Below are 16,469 nucleotides of genomic sequence, written 5' to 3'. Positions count from 1 at the left end.
TTTACCAAGCGGGTAATCAATTCCGAAAGCTCTTCTGTAAACATGACGGACGGGGCAATGGCTTCTTTCATCTTTGTCGGCCTGAGGTATTTCGCAAAATCACCATTATGACGGGATTTTTATGCCTGCGGTATCCCTTACCTTGTCGATGGCCCCCTGCTGCCTGTCGTCAATTTCGAGCGCAAGTATCGGACATTGGCCTTCATTGACAGACGCTTCGATCAGTCGCTTGATCAGCAATACCGATTCAACATGTTGGTGTGTCTCCCCGATGAAGATGATTGTGCCTGGTTTGATGTGTTCCTGGATTTCATCGTGCTCATAGGCGTTGGAAAGTAAGGGAAACAACAGCATGATATAAAACCATATCATGCTGTTTGTGTGAGATAATTTTTCCATAGTTTACCCTTTTTGATGGGGCGGTGAACGAGAAAAAGGAATTAAACAAGTATAGAATATTAACGTACAAAGTGATGCGCTTTTGTGGTGCGATTCAAATAAAAAAGGAAATAACTAAAAAAAGGGGTTGTGACGATCAATTTGTCGTCATATAAAGTAATCACAACTCTTCTTCGTCGACCCCAAAAGATGCAAAATCCGGAACGTGATGTTGCCTTGATGCAGGCCAATTAAGTCGATCGGTCACCGTCAGATAGATTCTGATTTCTTCAGCCGTCAATTCCAGTTGCTGAAATTCAGCAGTACCTATGACGGCGATACGCGCTGGGATAATTGACGCGACAGAATCACTTTGAGGCATCGGAAGCTATCTTGTTCGCGGCTATCAGTTCAGCCTTAGCGGATTTAAGATCGGCTGTCGATGTTTCATACCGGACGGTCACCTTTTCCAACTCGACATTCGGATGTCAGAACACCTGGAGCGATCGCGCGGCTGGATAGTTCAGTGTGACAAAATTTTCTAGGGTTCAGGCTTACAAACCCTATAACCTACTTTTGGTTAGCCATGTACGAAACCAGTCGTTTTTGTATAAAAATGCAACTGACATCAAATATTTTCAAACCCCAAAAGCAACAGTTAAATGTTTCAACTACACTCAATTTTGTGGAAACAAAATAGGAATTGCTTATGGGTAAATCTAAAATGCAAGTCGTTACTAACGCTGTTTTCGATCGTATGACTGGACGATAAATTATCATCAACGATACGGTTATCCACAAAACCTGTGGATAACCCTGTCTTTAATTTGTCACAGTTGTTCACAAGCCCCCTTCCTTACTGGCATCAAGTTAAAATGTCTAAAAACTGGTCAACATTTTTGCAGGACAATTCCAGGTATCCAGAAACAGTTGCGGAAGCCGTCGATCGGCTCATGGAATTATTGAACGGTGAGGAGAAATCGGCGATTGCGGTCATGCCAGCGGAAAATTTGTTCGAATTACACTTTACCATACGCATAGCGATCCGGAATGCTTTCGGACTGCATGACGATGTAAGCAAACTGCTTGATTCCTGTAACCAGACTCTACATCCTGGAGCTTTATACTGTTCTGTTCATCCGGATGATGCTTCTGAAGTCATTATTGGCGAGTTATGGAGAAGATTGCAGGATGATGATTAACAAAGGGACGCTGGTCCGCTGGCTTGATGACAAGGGTTATGGCTTTATAAAACAGGACAATGGCGAACAGGATATTTTCATCCACATTTCGGCATTAAAGGGCATGAGCCGGAAGCCTATTATTGGCGATGTCATTCATTATCAGCTTGGCTTTGACAATAGCGGTAAAAGCCGCGCGGTCAATGCCAAAATAGAAGGCGTCAGTCAATCTCTAACCTTGGCCGCATTTGAAGAGCGCAAACGGTCCAAGCCTTCACCGGCCAGGTTAAAACCATACAGATCGCCAGCGAACTTTAGTAAACCGCAAAAGCGCTTTAACCCATTCCCTATTATTATTGTCATTGTGCTCGTTGCCGTCGGTTATAAAGCGTTTTCGAAACGCAAAGATATCACCCTATCTACCGATATTCTCTCAGTTGAATACCAACCAACCAGAAAAATCGAGCCACAGTTCCAATGCCAAGGCAAGGTGCATTGCTCACAAATGACTTCTTATGAAGAAGCCGTTTTCTACCTGCGTAATTGTTCGGGTACCAAAATAGATGGCGATGATGACGGCATCCCTTGCGAAAGTCAGTTTTGATCAAACACAGGCAGTGGACCAACGGTTTATTGAACTATTAAAAGCTATCAACCCGGCAGGCATTATGAAGAGAAAGATCCAGAATATTTTTATAGCTTATGTATTACTTTCGGCATCATCGATTGCGCATGCCGAGGGATCCTTGTTGAAAGAGTTTGGCAGTCTTATTGGCAATTTCGGCTCAGGAGTTGGCGAAGAAATCGGCAACAGCATGGCGAAGCAACAACCGCAATGGATTACGATCGACCCCGGAAGCAAAGAAGAATGTATTGCCAAAGCCGGTGGCGTCCTGAACAACACTTACATGCGTTGCCGTAATGGCCGCCAAGAACAGGTGCGCATTGGCGCTGATGGTAAAAAAGTTGTGCTTAACGAACGTCCAATCCCGACGCACTGATGGATACAACCAAAATTATGACACACGCTTTGGGATCGATACTAAGCACCTATTGGTGGCTTATTCCGGTATTTCTTATTCTTGCTTTTCTGAAATCGCCATTTATGAAAGGCGTATTAGGCGAGTTTATAGTCAATTTGGCAGCTAAATATTTTCTTGATAAAAATGTCTACCGGCTGTTCAAGAACGTCACCCTCCCAACCGAAGACGGAACCACTCAGATCGATCATGTGATAGTTTCCCGATATGGCTTGTTCGTCATCGAAACCAAGAACATGAAAGGCTGGATTTTCGGCAGCCTCCAACAAAAAAACTGGACCCAAAAGATTTACCGGCATACCAACCTATTCCAGAACCCTCTGCATCAAAATTACAAACATACCCAGACGCTGCAATCGGCGCTGGAGATTTAACCAGAAAAAATGTTTTCTCTGGTTGTCTTTGTTGGAGACAGTACATTCAAAACGCCGATGCCTGACAACGTGGTTAACGCCAGTGGTTATATCCGGTTTATCAAATGCAAAATACAACCGATCCTAAGTGATAGTGAAATACTGGCAATTTGCGCCAAGATTGAGTCCGGTCGATTAAAGCCATCGATCAAAACGCACCGGGAGCATGTAAGGCATGTTACAACGATCGTCGAAGAAAAACAGCGTCCGGCTGATGTTAATTCATGCCCTAAATGCGGCAAACCGATGATGTTGAAAACGGCCCGAAGAGGGCCAAATCAGGGTAAGCAGTTCTGGGGATGTTCCGGTTTCCCGCGTTGTAAAATGTTTAGTCAAAAATTATAAAAAAAAGGGGTTTGGTAATATTTTGGCTGTAAAGCCATTTTCCCCTTTTTTTCCGCGATCGCGGATAACCAAGGGAAACAACGTAAACCCACTACTATAAGCAGATGATTATCTCGTACTAGAAACAAAATTTTTTATCCAAAGCCCCCAGTTTTTAGAAAGCCAACTCTACTTTCAAGACGTCAAAAGAAACCGCCTATCAGATCAGTGCCGCTGAACAGTTACAAAAGACTAGAATCGTTCTCTCTTCATACTTTTATAAGATAAAAGTCTTAGGTTGTCAGAGATAAGATAAAAATTGCATTTAAACGATGTATAAATCTCTTCTTATTATTTTATTCTTCTTTTATTTCAACATGTTACGATATTATTGGCAATCGCCAATTTTTAAGATAGAAACCTTTTTCATTAAATATACTCTTCTAACAATGTACCAATCATTTCAATAATATCCTCCTTTTTACATTTGTCATCCTTATCGATTAAAAGCTCAATTTTTTTATCCTTACGCTTTTGAATTTGTATTTTTACCAATCCATTTGTTGATGTATGAATAGTTTTTGATCTGTTCCTCTTTACCTTAACTTTGACTACTGACAATAATTCAGCAATGACTTTTGATCCTTCATATCCCGATCCTTGAAGTTCAATTGCTTTTTTGAGAATGTTTTCTTTATTGAGTTTTTCAGATCCACTTGTTAAAAAAGGTTTCAGCTTTCTTGCATGCATTACTTTAATTTCAGTAATGTCCTTGTAAGCCTTTATTATTTCTTCAGGTAAATCGGCTATATCCAAATACCTTGATAACCAACTAGGTGAGACTTCAAGCCGACTCGCCATTTGAATCTGATTCTGATAATAATGGCCGAGGGCATTTTTGTAATCAAGGGCTCTTTCATAATCAGAAATATCTTCGCGTGCCCTGTTTTCAATATCAGATAAACGAAATGCTTCTTCGTCCGATAAATCACGAATTTCAACAAAATATTTCCATCCTAAGTATTGACTGGTCCAGAAACGTCTTGCTCCACAGATAATTTCATACTTTATGTCCCCTCCTCCTTCAATTAATCTGACAATTCCAGGAAACTCTTGTTTACCTGTTTCTTTGAATTGATTAATTAAATCTTTGCATCGCGTTTCATTCAGTAAATCATAAGAACGATTATGTTGGTGCCAAATTTTACATTGACTAGGCTCAACAAGAAGTCTGGGAGTTTTAATTTTACTGCCTGACATGATTTCTCTTGTTAAATTAAGTCCTTGCTCAAATTTATTTTGCTTAATAGGGGCATTCTCTAAATCCTTTTCTTTTTGAACTTTTTTATCATCTTCTATATTTTGCTTTAAGCTATCAAAATAAGATTTATTTTTACTCATGACTAATCGCCTTTAATCTAATCCAGCATCTCTAAGTGATTTTGAATGACTGGCCCAACTTCGTCTTATTAATAATTCAACTTCTTTATTCACAGAATCAAGAATAGTTAAACATCTGTTATGAACTTTAGGTGATGTTATTGGGCCATTTAATTCATAAACGGTTCTTTGTCTATTTCCGGCACTTGCGATTTCAGCAGAGTCTCTAAGCTTTGCGGCTAGAACAGATCCTTCAAATTGATCATTTGCTAAATCAACCAATGCTTGTTGTGCGCTCTTGCTTTCATCGTATCGACTGATTAATATTTTTACAAATTTGTATTCAATAGGCCCCAAATGTAATTCTAAGGATTCCATTGAACTCTTAAGCATTGTTAGAAAAGAAATTGTTGATGAAAAGTCATACATAGCAGGAGGCATTGGAATTATTAATGCATTAGCAGCATAAATGACATTTAAAGAAATCATCCCTAGCGCGGGTGCTGGATCCATTATGATTACATCATAGTTATCTTGAATAGTTTCAATTCCCTCTTTAAGTAGCGTAAAAGAGCCGGCAGAGGCGTTGCTTGCTAATTCATATTCTGCCTGATAAAGCATCAAATTTGATGGAATGATATCAAGTGAATCCCAATAGGTTTTACGGATATAGGGGGCTAATGTTTCAGCTTCTTCCCTAAAAAATGGTAATAATGTTTCATTTTCATCAATATCATCATCAGGAATATAGCCAAAGGTTGTTGTTGAACTTGCCTGAGAGTCACAATCAATGAGTAATACGCTATAGCCTTGTTTTGCAAGATATTCAGCAAGATGACAAGCCACAGTTGATTTGGAAACGCCTCCTTTAAAGTTTTGAATGGCTAAAATAACGGGATCATCATTTTTACCCCGATGAAGGCGGGTACCAAAAATATCTCTCATTTTATTAATTTGACTTAAGGTAAAGCCTACTCTTCGACCATTAGCACCAATTTCCGGTGGGCACAAGCGACCATCATTTTCTGCATCTCTTATCGCTTGATACGATCGACCAACGAGTTCTTGTGCTTCTTTAAGAGAATATCTACGTTCATCTCGTTTAACATTATCAGGAGAGAAATTGAAATTGCGAAAAGAACGGCGAAGACGCTCTGTATGTTCCAGTAATTTATTGATTTTGTCTAATCCTGTCCCCATCGTCATAACCTCACTTGTTCATTTTTAAATATTATTGACTGATATTATCAAGTCAAGTATATTTTGTCTATTATTTATATATTTCTTTAAAAAGATAAAACAAATATATATATAATTACTTACATTTTCTTAAGTAAATGAAAAATAAGAAGAATTATTTTAAAGGTGGCGAAATATCCGCCTATTCACAGAATCAGCTATAAGCGGTTTAAGTTATTGATATGTAAATTAAATAAATTACAGACTTACTGCAAAAGGTGGCTATTTTTGCGGATATCATTGTTAAAGGTGGCTAAATTACCGGCAAAGGTGGCTATATTTCCGGGTTTGCTGAACACAATCAAGGCATTGATATTTATAGATAAATTATCTAATGAATTGTTTAATAGGTGGCTAAATATGCGACCTTGTGCTGCAAAGGTGGCTAAATAGCCGGCAAAGGTGGATAAATTTCCGCTTGATAACTTAATATTTAAAAGAATCGTAATGCATTGATATGTATCATTAAATAAATCTATTGTTGTAATAAAAGGTGGCTAAATATGCGACCTTGTGCTGCAAAGGTGGATAAATATCCGCGAACGGTGGCTAGATTTCCGGAAGATAAATATATAGAAAAAAAATCTAATAAGTTATTGATATATATAAGACAATAAAACCATGTTGTTAACATAGGTGGCCAAATATGCGACCTTGTTATGCAAAGGTGGATAAATATCCGCGAACAGTGGGCAGATATCCGAATATGGAATTAAAAAGGGTAAACTGTTAAGTTATTGATATAATTAAATAAAATATGTATTTAACAAAGGTGGCCAAATATCCGGCTTGTACTGCAAAAGTGGATGGATCAACGAGATAGGTGGCTAGATTCTGATAATTTGCCGGTTGTTGAATTTATGGGTTTAATACGCCAAGCTTTGTTGTTAGAAATCCGGCGATTTAGAAGAAATGTGCCTAAATAGACGGAATACAGAAATAAATCTTATTGTTGCAAATACCGTTTGCTCATCTGTGTTAATGATCTTGACCGACTAAACAACCACACTCTAAAGTCTCTTGTTTAATCTTTATGATGGAAAAAATTGAGTTTTTTTATGACAAGCCTAAAAAATGAAGAAATAAATGTAATTGTAAAAAAACATAAAGCAATAATTAACTGTGAGAATTCGTTACCTTTGGCATCGAGGAAAATATTTAATATCTTATTATTTTTAGTTAAGGATCGTTTTGGTAAAGATATTGAACATCAAGTGTCCGAAAGTGATGTGATTGCGCTTTTAAATAAAACAGATAAGGACATTACAAGCGCAAGAATTAATTATAAAAAATTGGCTGCAACAGTTATTGAATATAATATTCTTAATAATGATAAAGATCATTTGAATGGGGTAGGGACCATGCTGGCTCCAGCGGAAATTAATACCACCAAAAAAACATGGAACTTTTCTTTTCCTCCAAATATTGTTAAATGGGTTCAAGACCCAAAGTCTTTTGTTTTCTTAGATATCACGACTCAAGAAAGATTTTGCTCCAAGTATTCACAAGCACTATGGGAAATATGTATTGGAAGTTTAGAAGATCAGTTAGAGTCTTATTTCTCTGTAACGCTGGACGAATGCAGAATGTTAATGTGTGGTAAGGATAATCATCAAACATATAAAGACTTTAAACGTCGAGTCATATCGGTAGCTTTAAACGAAATTAATGAAAAATCGCTGTTACATGTCAAGTTATATAAAGAGGTAAAAGAGGGAAGAAGAGTTAGCGAGCTAGTGTTTGTTGTGACTAAACAAGACTATGCAGAGCCTTCCTTATTTGCATCCAATGACGACTTATACATAAAAATGGTTGATGTCTTTGGCATAACAGCAAATGTAGCCAGGTTAATGGCTGAAAAATATGATGACGACCGTATTTCTCGTAACCTGGAATATACCGAACAACAATATAGAAAAGCGATAAAAAATAATAAAGAAAGTCAATTTAATCTGGGGGCTTATGCGACGAGCGCAATAACAAAAGACTACGCTCCAAAGCATCCACAATTATTGATAAATATCATTGAGGAGAAAGCAAAGAAAAAAGAAATGGAATCAAATGTAATCGTACTAAAGAAGAAAGCCGGAGAAGAAGCAATGAACAGGGTTATTTCCATATTCGAGGCACTGGATAGAAACCTCCAAATGACACTAAAAAATGAATTTGAAAAAAATGGTTTAAGAGGACCTGTTAAGAAGATTTTTGATCAGGAAGGGTGGAGCAGCGAAAGAATAAATAGTCATTTTTATATATTTTTGACAGCTCAAGTTGAGCAAGGTCGAAAAGGAGAGGGCTATGATCAGATCATTAAACTTTTAAAGATGAATGATGAGTTAGATTGATTAAAATTGGCAATAGCCAATAATTCTCTAACTTGTTGAAATATAGAAAAAATAATAAGTTAAGGATGTTTTTGTATTACTCTACACATATAACGCTATTTCTGAATCGTACTTTTCTTGACTTTAGTCGTCAATTTTCTGATCCGCTCTTGTAGGACATTAATTTCACTTTGTAAATTAGCCTTGTCCAAGGTCAATCCCGCTAATTTAAGTTTTTCTTCCGCTAGGTTTGTTTCCAATAGGCTGACCTTGTCCCGGTATTCATTCAATTGCTGGCTGAGTTGACCTAATTTTGCTTGGGCTATTTCCGCAGCCTGCTTGTTCCTGGTGGCTTCCGATTGTAAACGATACATGTCCTGTGCCGTCTCACGGCGATGATTTTCTTTTTCTTCTTCGATCCGTTTGAACGACCACTCATGTTCCCGTTCATATTGAATATCGAGCTTCTGATATTTTTCCTTCTCTTGCCGGATTGCCTCGCTGAGTACGGCATTTTTCATTTCGACTGCGCTGACGGTCGCTCTGTAATTCTCTAACTGGGCTAATGCCGAGGCCGTTTCAGCGCTGAGGCGTTCGTTTTCCTTTTTCAGGTAGGTGGCTTCTTCCTGGCATTTTTCTTCGGTGATTTTGACTAATTGGCCAATGCGGTCAGCTTCTTTCTTGAGATCTTCCGTTAATTGGTCCAATTCGAGTTGTTTAGCATCTAGCCCTGAGATCTTATCCTTGATGCTGGCTTTTGCCTCCGTTAGCGCCAGTGCCCACAGTTCAGTGGCCGCGTCCATTAAGGTTTTCGGCGTTCCTGGGTCTAGCCCTTGTTGGCTGCGGACATTGAGCGATAAGTCCTGCTTCCAACTCTTAATGGCGCTGGAAATAATCGCAGGGCTATTGACGCCAATCATCGGTCTGATGGCTTCAATCGTGGGGACTTGGCCCGATTCCAAAAAAAAGGCTTCACAGGCCTCATAAGCCTTGCTGTAAGTGCTGGTTTTGTTCATCGGTTCACCGGGTGAGAGGGCGATTTAGCCGCTTTTAATCGATCGTTTCATTTTGTTCAAGGCCATCGTGGCTGGATTTTACAGGCTTCCCAGTCGCCAAACCCGTTAATCAGGACACAGGTGAGTCAGAATGCCTGGAAAGCGAGTTTTCCCAGCGCTTGAACTCGGGGTCAACGTCAGGGGGATGCATGCGGCATGAGACCTAATTACCGGACTCAATCCCTTGCAAAAAGCGCCGTTTGGGCGGTTTCTAGGCATGACGGGCTTCCCGGGGAATAAGATAGGCCATAATGAATAAATTATCCACTAAATCACTAAAATAATTCATTAGTATGAATTTATATTAAATATAACTGCAATTATATTAAATAGAAGACATTTCCGGTTATAATAAATCCGTCTGGCCTCCGATCGCCCGATTGCGGTTGATATAATGGCTAAACGGTTGTTTTTATTGGCGAAAATTAATAGCCCCGATGAGGGGCGGCAAGGGGAGTGTCAATGAACCTGGATGATGTGACGTTGCTGCGGGGTTGGGCCCATGGTTTAGCGTGGGAGGCACTGGACGACCAGGCGCCAGAAGGCAGTGTGCCGGCCAAACAGCGGGTCAAGACCTTGCGCGAGGGTCTGGCTAGCAAAGCCAGGTACTACGGCCTGTCCGAAACCCTTGGCCGGTGGCTGGGTGAACGGCACAGCACCGACGCCTGGCAGCGGGGGTTCCTCAACGCCTTGGACCGCCTCACTAGCCAACCAGACCCCGTGCCCGCCTTGGCCGATGCCGTGGATCAGTGGTTTGATGGCCCGCTTCTGAGGGCCTTACCCGAACCCATGAAGACCCTAACGGACGTGGTTGCATGGTTGGAAGGGACCTTGGCCGGGGATTCTGAGTTGCCGGAAGGCTTGGGTCCGGAACTCAAAAAGCTGCTGGGTTTTTTTGACCACCATGCCCTGCACCTGGGCTACCAGCTGAATCGGAAGCGCAAGCCCGCGCTCTTGCCCGTGCCGCTTGGCCAAGTCGCCCCGCTGGAACGGGTGTCTGTCCCTGCCGCGCTCAATGGCGCACAGGGCAGCAACCGCGCAGCGGAACCCTGCCGGATCGAGGCGGACCATGACCTGGACGCGATCACCTGCTGGTTGTCTCTTAAGGATGACAATGCCAAAACCAGAAGTGCCTATAAAAAGGAACTGGAACGCTTAGTGTTGTGGGCGGTCCTGGAGCGTGGCAAAGCGGTGTCGTCCCTCAACACCACGGATTGTAAGGCGTATGTCCATTTCCTCAAGACCTTGGATGCCAGCAACCGCCAGTGGGTAGCCCTGGAGCCGCCCATCAAAAGTCGGGGCACCTGGAAGCCCTTTTATTACCGCGCCAAAGCCAACGGCCCAACCGTCGATAGCCAGGGCAGCCCGTCGCCCCAACCCGTGCTGTCGCCCCGCAGTGTCGGTTACGCCAAGACCGTCATTTCCTCCTGCATGGACTGGTTGGTTAAACAAAACTACCTGAAACATAATAATTTCGACAGTATCCAAACCACCAAATTTGCGCAAACGACCCCGCAAACTCAGAACCGCTCCTTTACTCACGCGCAGATGCAAGGGGTGTTTAGCTATGCGGAAAGCCAAGTCCAGGAGGGGCAGCCGGCCTTTGCCCAAAATCGGCGGACCCTGTTTGTCCTGAAGTTTGCCTTCCATACCGGGCTTCGGATTCATGAACTGGCCGCCGCCCGTTTTGGTGACATCGAATGTCTTGAGGACGAAACCGGCGAGCATTATTTCCTGAAGGTGATCGGCAAGAACACCCAAGCACGCAAGACCTCCTTGCCCCAGGTGTTTATTGAAGAACTGAAGGCCTATTTAAGGGGACGCGGTTTGCCCACGCATTTTGATTTCCTCCCGCACGAAGCCCCCCTCATTCCCAGTTTGCGGGACAGCACCGGTCGCAAGCACCTGACCCCCGGGGGGATCCACCATATCCTGTCCGGTTTTTTTGGGCAAATGTACGACCACCTGACCGCGGCCGATGATCCCAACCAGCGGCGGCTGGCCAACAAACTCCAAAAAGCCTCAACCCACTGGCTCCGCCACAGTTATGGCAGTTACCTGGCTAATGACCGGCAAGTGCCCCTGGCTTATATCCGGGATGAACTGGGCCATGCCAACATCAGCACAACCTCGTTGTACCTGGACACCGATGTCAAAGAACGGCAACGGGTGGTGAGTGCCGCGTTTACGGACAAGTAAGCGGTGATTGGCAGCGATAAAGCCGCGGGTTTTAAGCAGGGGACCGGTAGGGCAGTGCACCGGAACCTGCGGCAGCGGAGTCCGAATGGGCTGTTTGAAAAGCGCCGATAAGTGCATTACCGGCCATGGCCGGTGGGTCACTGCCCGCCAGGTAGTCCGGCAAGGCGTCGAATCATTAAATTCCGGAGTAGGGGGAGGCAGGACAACTCAATTCAAGGGTTACCTGTAGTTTCTTGATTTCATAATCGGTTTTTCTTGCACTTATCCGGCATTCTCAGCTCGGATGATTTGATTTTATAAGTTCCCTTTTACCCACATTAATTGCACCTGGCTTTTAGTCGTCTCACATTAAGTGATTTTATCTTTTAGAATTTCTCACTTTAATTGATTCTATCCAACGTTATAAACATGAGTTTTTTATTCGAAAACCTAGCAATCTTTGACTTTGGGGGAATTCCGCTGGTGATTTTATCGGAAGCGGACACTCAAAAATTCGAAATTCGTTGGACTTTGGACTGGAAACGGCCATTATGTGAAGTTTCCTTTTATGCACATTGTCTTGGTTTCTCATAGTTGACGCTAGGAATATAGCGGATTGAGCAAGGCAGCTAGATAAAATGCTGGTCATAATTTTTGCAAACTGCAGGAGTCGATTTTCTGTAGTTCCATTCAGAAACTAACCCTCAGTACTACGGATAGCTTTTTCTACTTAAATATTGCTTCCAACAGGGAAACAATCACGCGGAATTTATTCATGATGTCGATAAAAAGTGAGAATTCGATACGTCTGATGACATCGACTGGAATAATCGCTGATATTGCTCCCTTTGGGTGTATTTGAAAGCTTGTTTTAAATCATGGAAATTATGCAAAGATTGCGTGCGAGGTAGAGGCTTTAAAGCCAGCTTACATCATGGTTGTGCCAAAGCCGCTGCTAATAAAAGGAAACTTCACATAATGGCCGTAATGCAAAGCTTTGCATTACGACCAATACCAGCCTCCCATTAAATCTGAAAATGACCTCACTGAACGTCGGGTCATGTACATTATCCTGCCAGTGACAAAAAACAGAAAAGTTTATCGATAACAATTCGCGACAACTTGATTGCGTCCGGCGTTTTTAGCTTGATATAACGCGGCATCGGCTTTTTGCAATAAATTATCGACTGTTTCTTGGGCCGTAATCATAGTCGTAACACCGATGGATACAGTGAACTGCAATTCTATGATTGGATTTACTAACGGCACTTTAGTACTACCCAATGCCTGACAAATTCGCTCAGCAACCTCTATCGCTTGTTGGCCCGGCGTTTCCGGCAAGAAAATGGCAAATTCTTCTCCACCAATCCGTCCGATCACATCAACCTCACGCAAAATTTCTTTGCAGACGCTCGCCAACTTTTGAAGCACCTGATCTCCAGCCTTATGCCCATACGTATCATTGATGGTTTTGAAGAAATCGATATCCAACATCAGTATGGATAGTGAATTACCATAACGTTGACAACGCGCGAGTTCCTGCTCTGCCAGTTCCAGAAAATAACGCCGGTTGGCCAGTCCGGTCAGGAAATCGCTTTTGGCTTGATGATCTAATTCCTGCAATAGCCGGACATGATCCGAAATATCTCGCACCAAAGCACAGTTATATTCCTCGCCGTCATACTCGAAATAGTTGGCAACCACCTCGACCGGAAACACCTTACCGTCACGGCTTTTATGAAAAGATTGAAAACGCAGGCTACCGCTCTGCTTCAATTCCTGCCAGTGATCCGGCCATTTGTCCATAGGAAAGGAAGGATCAACATCGGCTACTGTCAGGCTGCATAATTCTTCATCCGAATAGCCGAGTTTAGAGCAGGAGAGTCTATTCACATCCAGGATATGAGCATCCTTGTCAATCCAAAATACTTCTTCTCCTGCATGATCCAGACTGAACTGACGAAAGCGAATCATTTCCTCGATTTTTTTACGCTCGTTAATATCGGTCAACATGCCGATATAGCCCATGAATCGCCCTTGTTCATCCATGCGCGGTTTACCGACATCAATGAACCAGTGAAATTGGTTGTCCTTACCACGCAGCCGGTATTCCATTTGGAAAGGTTGCCGGGCTTCGAAATAGGATGTGTAGATATCAAGGCAACGACTGAGATCATCAGGATGTACCCCTTCTGCCCAACCGTTGCCAAATTCCTGCTCTAGACTTCGACCCGTGTATTCGAGCCATGAGCTATTGAACCAGCTGCATGACTTATCAGCTTCGGCTACCCAAATCAGAACCGGCGCGGCATTGGCAAGGCTGCGGAAGCGCAATTCGCTTTCTTGCAAGGCGGCCTCGTTTTTTTTGCGTTCGCTGACATCTGTCAGTAGGCCACTCCACAAGATACCGCCATCGGCTTGCCGCTGTGGCGTGGCGAGGCCATGCACCCATTTAACCTGACCACTTGGGGTTCTAATTCGATATTCATGTTCCCAAACACTTAAAGCCAACGCCGCGTGTTCCACCGATTCACGATGAGAATCCCTATCCTCCAAAAAGATACGGCTTGTTAACGCATTGTGATCTCGAAGTGCTTGTTCGGCAGTCACCTCATAAAGAGCTTGAATGCCTTTGCTGACATAGGTGAATTCCCATTCGTCGGACGGGGTTACTAGAAACTGATAAACCACCCCCGGCACCGCAGCAGTCATGGCTTCCATTTGCCGCCAAATGGTGGTTGCCGTCACCTCAGAAAATTTTCGCAAAGCTTGCTGTTGCTCCAACCGTTGCTTTTGCAGCAAACTTTTCGGCAACGCGAGTGTCAGCATTTGCGCAATGCTGATTTCATTCGCAGTCCAAACTGAAGATCGTCCTCGCCATGTTTCTGTCCATATTTCAAAGGATTTACGCGGCGTAAGCTGTAAATTGCCAACAGCATCCTGAACCAGGCCTTTCTCGGCACTACCTGCCCATTGCACCTGCTGAGGCTTTTCTTTGCGCAGCCAGATTATGCAATTGCTGATGTCGCTTGAAACCGAGGTTACCAGTAAGCCGGATACAATGTCTCGATAGGCACGGGCGGGTGCAAATTGCTGTTCAAGATAGTCACAGCTAAAGACTGAAGTCTGGAGTTGGGTATCTAACCAAGCGAGCAAATCATCTATATCGGATGGGTCTGGTGCATCACCTTGTATATGGCGCCTGCCATCAGCGACGATGATCACCCCATCGGCATCCAGCAATGACTGTAGTCTGGGCAGAAGCCGCAGCAGAACGGCCTCAATGTTGTCTAATGTAATGTGATTAACTAGATCACTAAGGATAGTGTGCGTCTGTTCGACCTGATTAAGCCGACCCTGTGACTCAATCAATGCCAGTTTCGCTGACGCCATTCTACTAATAAAGATGGCGGCTTCACGCATGGCAATCGATATGGGTTTTGCCGTTCTATGATGACAAGCGATCAATCCCCACAAGTGACTATTTTGAATGAGCGAGATCACCATAGAGGCTTGCACCCCCATGTTACGCAGATATTGCATATGTATCGGGGAAAGACTGCGTAATGCTGAATAAGTCATATCAAGAGGTTGTTGACTGACAGGATTTAGCACCGGTGATATGGGTATCGGGGGCGCGTCAACATCGGCCACGATTCGAACTAGGTTTTGAGTATAAAGGCGTCGAGCTTGAGGTGGAATGTCGCTGGCTGGAAAACGGAGCCCCAGATAAGACGGTGCGTCTTCAACACGACTTTGGCTGATCACTTCACCGTCCCAGTTTGAGTCGAAACGATAGGCCATAACACTATCGTAGCCTGTCAACCCCCGAACAAGTTCGACGATCTGATCAAGATAACCAGACGTATCATCACTATTTTCAGAGGCCAGCAAGGTTTGCTGGATGTCCAAAAGCATTTGGGCAAGATCTTGTTCTGCATATGCGTCTTCGTCTTGCGCCAACTCCAGAACAAGAAGTCCTTCTGAGGCATACAAATGCGCTTGCAAATCGAGACTTGATTGCTTTTGGTTAATATTGACCTTGCCGGTAGTCGTATCTTTATCGCCCAACTTTTGGATCAGTTGCTCTATCTGCAGCGTAGCGGGTTCACCCAATAGCGAAGCTAAGGATTGACCCATGACATCGCTTACAGACAGACACAAAAAATTAGTCAAGTTATCACTGGTCTGCAACATACAGTGCTGAGGATCCTTGCTGAATACCAGTAAAGCGCCGTGTGGCTGGATCTTGCCGATTTGATGGATGGGTTCCGCCGCGCATTCTCGCAACGCTAATTCCAGTTCTTGTGGGGTAAAGCCGCTCATGATTTAAGCCCAATCTGAGGTGAGTTCTTGTTGAACATAGTCATCAAGAACTTGGTTGAATACTTGAAAGGTCTGCCAAGCCGATTGTTCAGCGGCTTGGCATTGGGTTTCATCGCCGCTAATACAATCGGCGAAGTCAATGAAAGACTGCCACATCAGGGCAGTTTGTTCGCCATAGCCGTAGAAGAAACGGGCACCTGTATTGAGTGTTAGGCCAAGATGCTGATTCAAACTGCGAGAAATCAATTGGCCGCCTAAAGTGGAGCCTTCTATGACATACAGAGCCCCCACTAACTGGCCAACCGTGTTGATCACTGGCAGATTCATAGCGGGGCTTAACTGAGGGGGGATTTCATGCAAGAAAGCCAAATCCTCCCTCAGCCAGGGAAATTTGCCCCGTTCAGCATAATTGAAGACGTGGTTTTGTTGTCTTTCGAGATAATAATACGTGATCTGTTCTTCCAAGGCTTTGTAGAGATGAAAGTACGCCTTCGGAATGTGTCAATGACATTGAGACACCCAGTTGTTTTATTTAGTGTCTAATTGTTGTGTATTTATGGGTCAAGTTTCTCCCTTTGTGTTAATAGGCGGATTAATCCAAACGGCGTTAGGCAAGCTGGGTGGTAAAGGG

General features: G+C 43.3%; 15 protein-coding genes. 8 read left to right on the top strand and 7 right to left on the bottom strand.

Annotated elements, in window-relative coordinates; translation table 11 throughout:
- Nucleotides 1–105: 105 nt before the first annotated feature.
- Together Q7V32_RS13105 and Q7V32_RS13100 are read right to left on the bottom strand one after the other, a co-directional pair.
- Entirely contained in the window at nt 106–399 is a 294-nt protein-coding gene (locus tag Q7V32_RS13105; RefSeq protein ID WP_304897430.1) for a hypothetical protein, read from the bottom strand.
- A 160-nt stretch (nt 400–559) separates the two neighbouring features.
- On the bottom strand, nt 560–760 hold the full coding sequence (locus Q7V32_RS13100) for a hypothetical protein (protein ID WP_304897429.1): 201 nt from the start codon (nt 758–760) through the stop codon (nt 560–562).
- A gap of 493 nt (nt 761–1,253) precedes the next feature.
- On the opposite strand from Q7V32_RS13100, the gene Q7V32_RS13095 reads away from it, so the two are divergent.
- The 5 genes from Q7V32_RS13095 to Q7V32_RS13075 are packed head-to-tail and all read left to right on the top strand — an operon-like array spanning nt 1,254 to nt 3,357.
- Complete coding sequence (locus Q7V32_RS13095; RefSeq protein ID WP_304897428.1) at nt 1,254–1,580, top strand: DUF6794 domain-containing protein; 327 nt, start codon at nt 1,254–1,256, stop codon at nt 1,578–1,580.
- Nucleotides 1,570–2,163, top strand: a complete 594-nt coding sequence (locus Q7V32_RS13090) for a cold shock domain-containing protein (RefSeq protein ID WP_304897427.1) — start codon at nt 1,570–1,572, stop codon at nt 2,161–2,163. The genes Q7V32_RS13095 and Q7V32_RS13090 overlap by 11 nt, the downstream gene beginning before the upstream one ends.
- The gene (locus Q7V32_RS13085) at nt 2,123–2,560 is read left to right on the top strand and encodes a hypothetical protein (RefSeq protein WP_304897426.1); all 438 of its coding nucleotides are present in this window, start codon (nt 2,123–2,125) and stop codon (nt 2,558–2,560) included. Before Q7V32_RS13090 ends, Q7V32_RS13085 begins: the two co-directional genes overlap by 41 nt.
- Nucleotides 2,560–2,973, top strand: a complete 414-nt coding sequence (locus tag Q7V32_RS13080) for a nuclease-related domain-containing protein (RefSeq protein ID WP_304897425.1) — start codon at nt 2,560–2,562, stop codon at nt 2,971–2,973. Before Q7V32_RS13085 ends, Q7V32_RS13080 begins: the two co-directional genes overlap by 1 nt.
- 9 nt (nt 2,974–2,982) lie before the next feature.
- A complete protein-coding gene (locus Q7V32_RS13075; protein WP_304897424.1) occupies nt 2,983–3,357 on the top strand; it encodes a topoisomerase DNA-binding C4 zinc finger domain-containing protein in 375 nt (124 codons plus the stop codon).
- A gap of 408 nt (nt 3,358–3,765) precedes the next feature.
- On the opposite strand, the gene Q7V32_RS13070 is transcribed toward Q7V32_RS13075, so the two are convergent.
- Both Q7V32_RS13070 and Q7V32_RS13065 read right to left on the bottom strand, forming a co-directional pair.
- A complete protein-coding gene (locus tag Q7V32_RS13070) occupies nt 3,766–4,737 on the bottom strand; it encodes a ParB/RepB/Spo0J family partition protein (protein WP_304897423.1) in 972 nt (323 codons plus the stop codon).
- Between the two features lie 12 nt (nt 4,738–4,749).
- Nucleotides 4,750–5,916, bottom strand: coding sequence for an AAA family ATPase (locus tag Q7V32_RS13065; protein ID WP_304897422.1), 1,167 nt, complete (start codon nt 5,914–5,916; stop codon nt 4,750–4,752).
- A 1,097-nt stretch (nt 5,917–7,013) separates the two neighbouring features.
- Here Q7V32_RS13065 and Q7V32_RS13060 point away from each other — a divergent pair.
- On the top strand, nt 7,014–8,300 hold the full coding sequence (locus tag Q7V32_RS13060) for a replication initiation protein (protein ID WP_304897421.1): 1,287 nt from the start codon (nt 7,014–7,016) through the stop codon (nt 8,298–8,300).
- Between the two features lie 95 nt (nt 8,301–8,395).
- Here Q7V32_RS13060 and Q7V32_RS13055 read toward each other — a convergent pair whose 3' ends face one another.
- Nucleotides 8,396–9,295 carry a DNA-binding protein gene (locus Q7V32_RS13055; protein WP_304897420.1) on the bottom strand — a complete coding sequence of 300 codons (900 nt, stop codon included), beginning with the start codon at nt 9,293–9,295 and terminating at the stop codon, nt 8,396–8,398.
- Between the two features lie 501 nt (nt 9,296–9,796).
- On the opposite strand from Q7V32_RS13055, the gene Q7V32_RS13050 reads away from it, so the two are divergent.
- Nucleotides 9,797–11,533 carry a site-specific integrase gene (locus Q7V32_RS13050; protein WP_304897419.1) on the top strand — a complete coding sequence of 579 codons (1,737 nt, stop codon included), beginning with the start codon at nt 9,797–9,799 and terminating at the stop codon, nt 11,531–11,533.
- Nucleotides 11,534–11,618: 85 nt separating this feature from the next.
- The gene (locus Q7V32_RS13045) at nt 11,619–11,762 is read left to right on the top strand and encodes a hypothetical protein (RefSeq protein WP_304897418.1); all 144 of its coding nucleotides are present in this window, start codon (nt 11,619–11,621) and stop codon (nt 11,760–11,762) included.
- Between the two features lie 848 nt (nt 11,763–12,610).
- On the opposite strand, the gene Q7V32_RS13040 is transcribed toward Q7V32_RS13045, so the two are convergent.
- Entirely contained in the window at nt 12,611–15,838 is a 3,228-nt protein-coding gene (locus Q7V32_RS13040) for a diguanylate cyclase (protein ID WP_304897417.1), read from the bottom strand.
- 3 nt (nt 15,839–15,841) lie between these two features.
- The gene (locus Q7V32_RS13035; protein WP_304897431.1) at nt 15,842–16,336 is read right to left on the bottom strand and encodes a biliverdin-producing heme oxygenase; all 495 of its coding nucleotides are present in this window, start codon (nt 16,334–16,336) and stop codon (nt 15,842–15,844) included.
- Between the last annotated feature and the right edge of the window lie 133 nt (nt 16,337–16,469).

This window comes from Methylicorpusculum sp. (assembly GCF_030651835.1).
GTDB lineage: Bacteria > Pseudomonadota > Gammaproteobacteria > Methylococcales > Methylomonadaceae > Methylicorpusculum.
The sequence above is the reverse complement of the archived record's forward strand: the minus strand, read 5'-3'. Positions and strand labels throughout refer to the sequence as shown.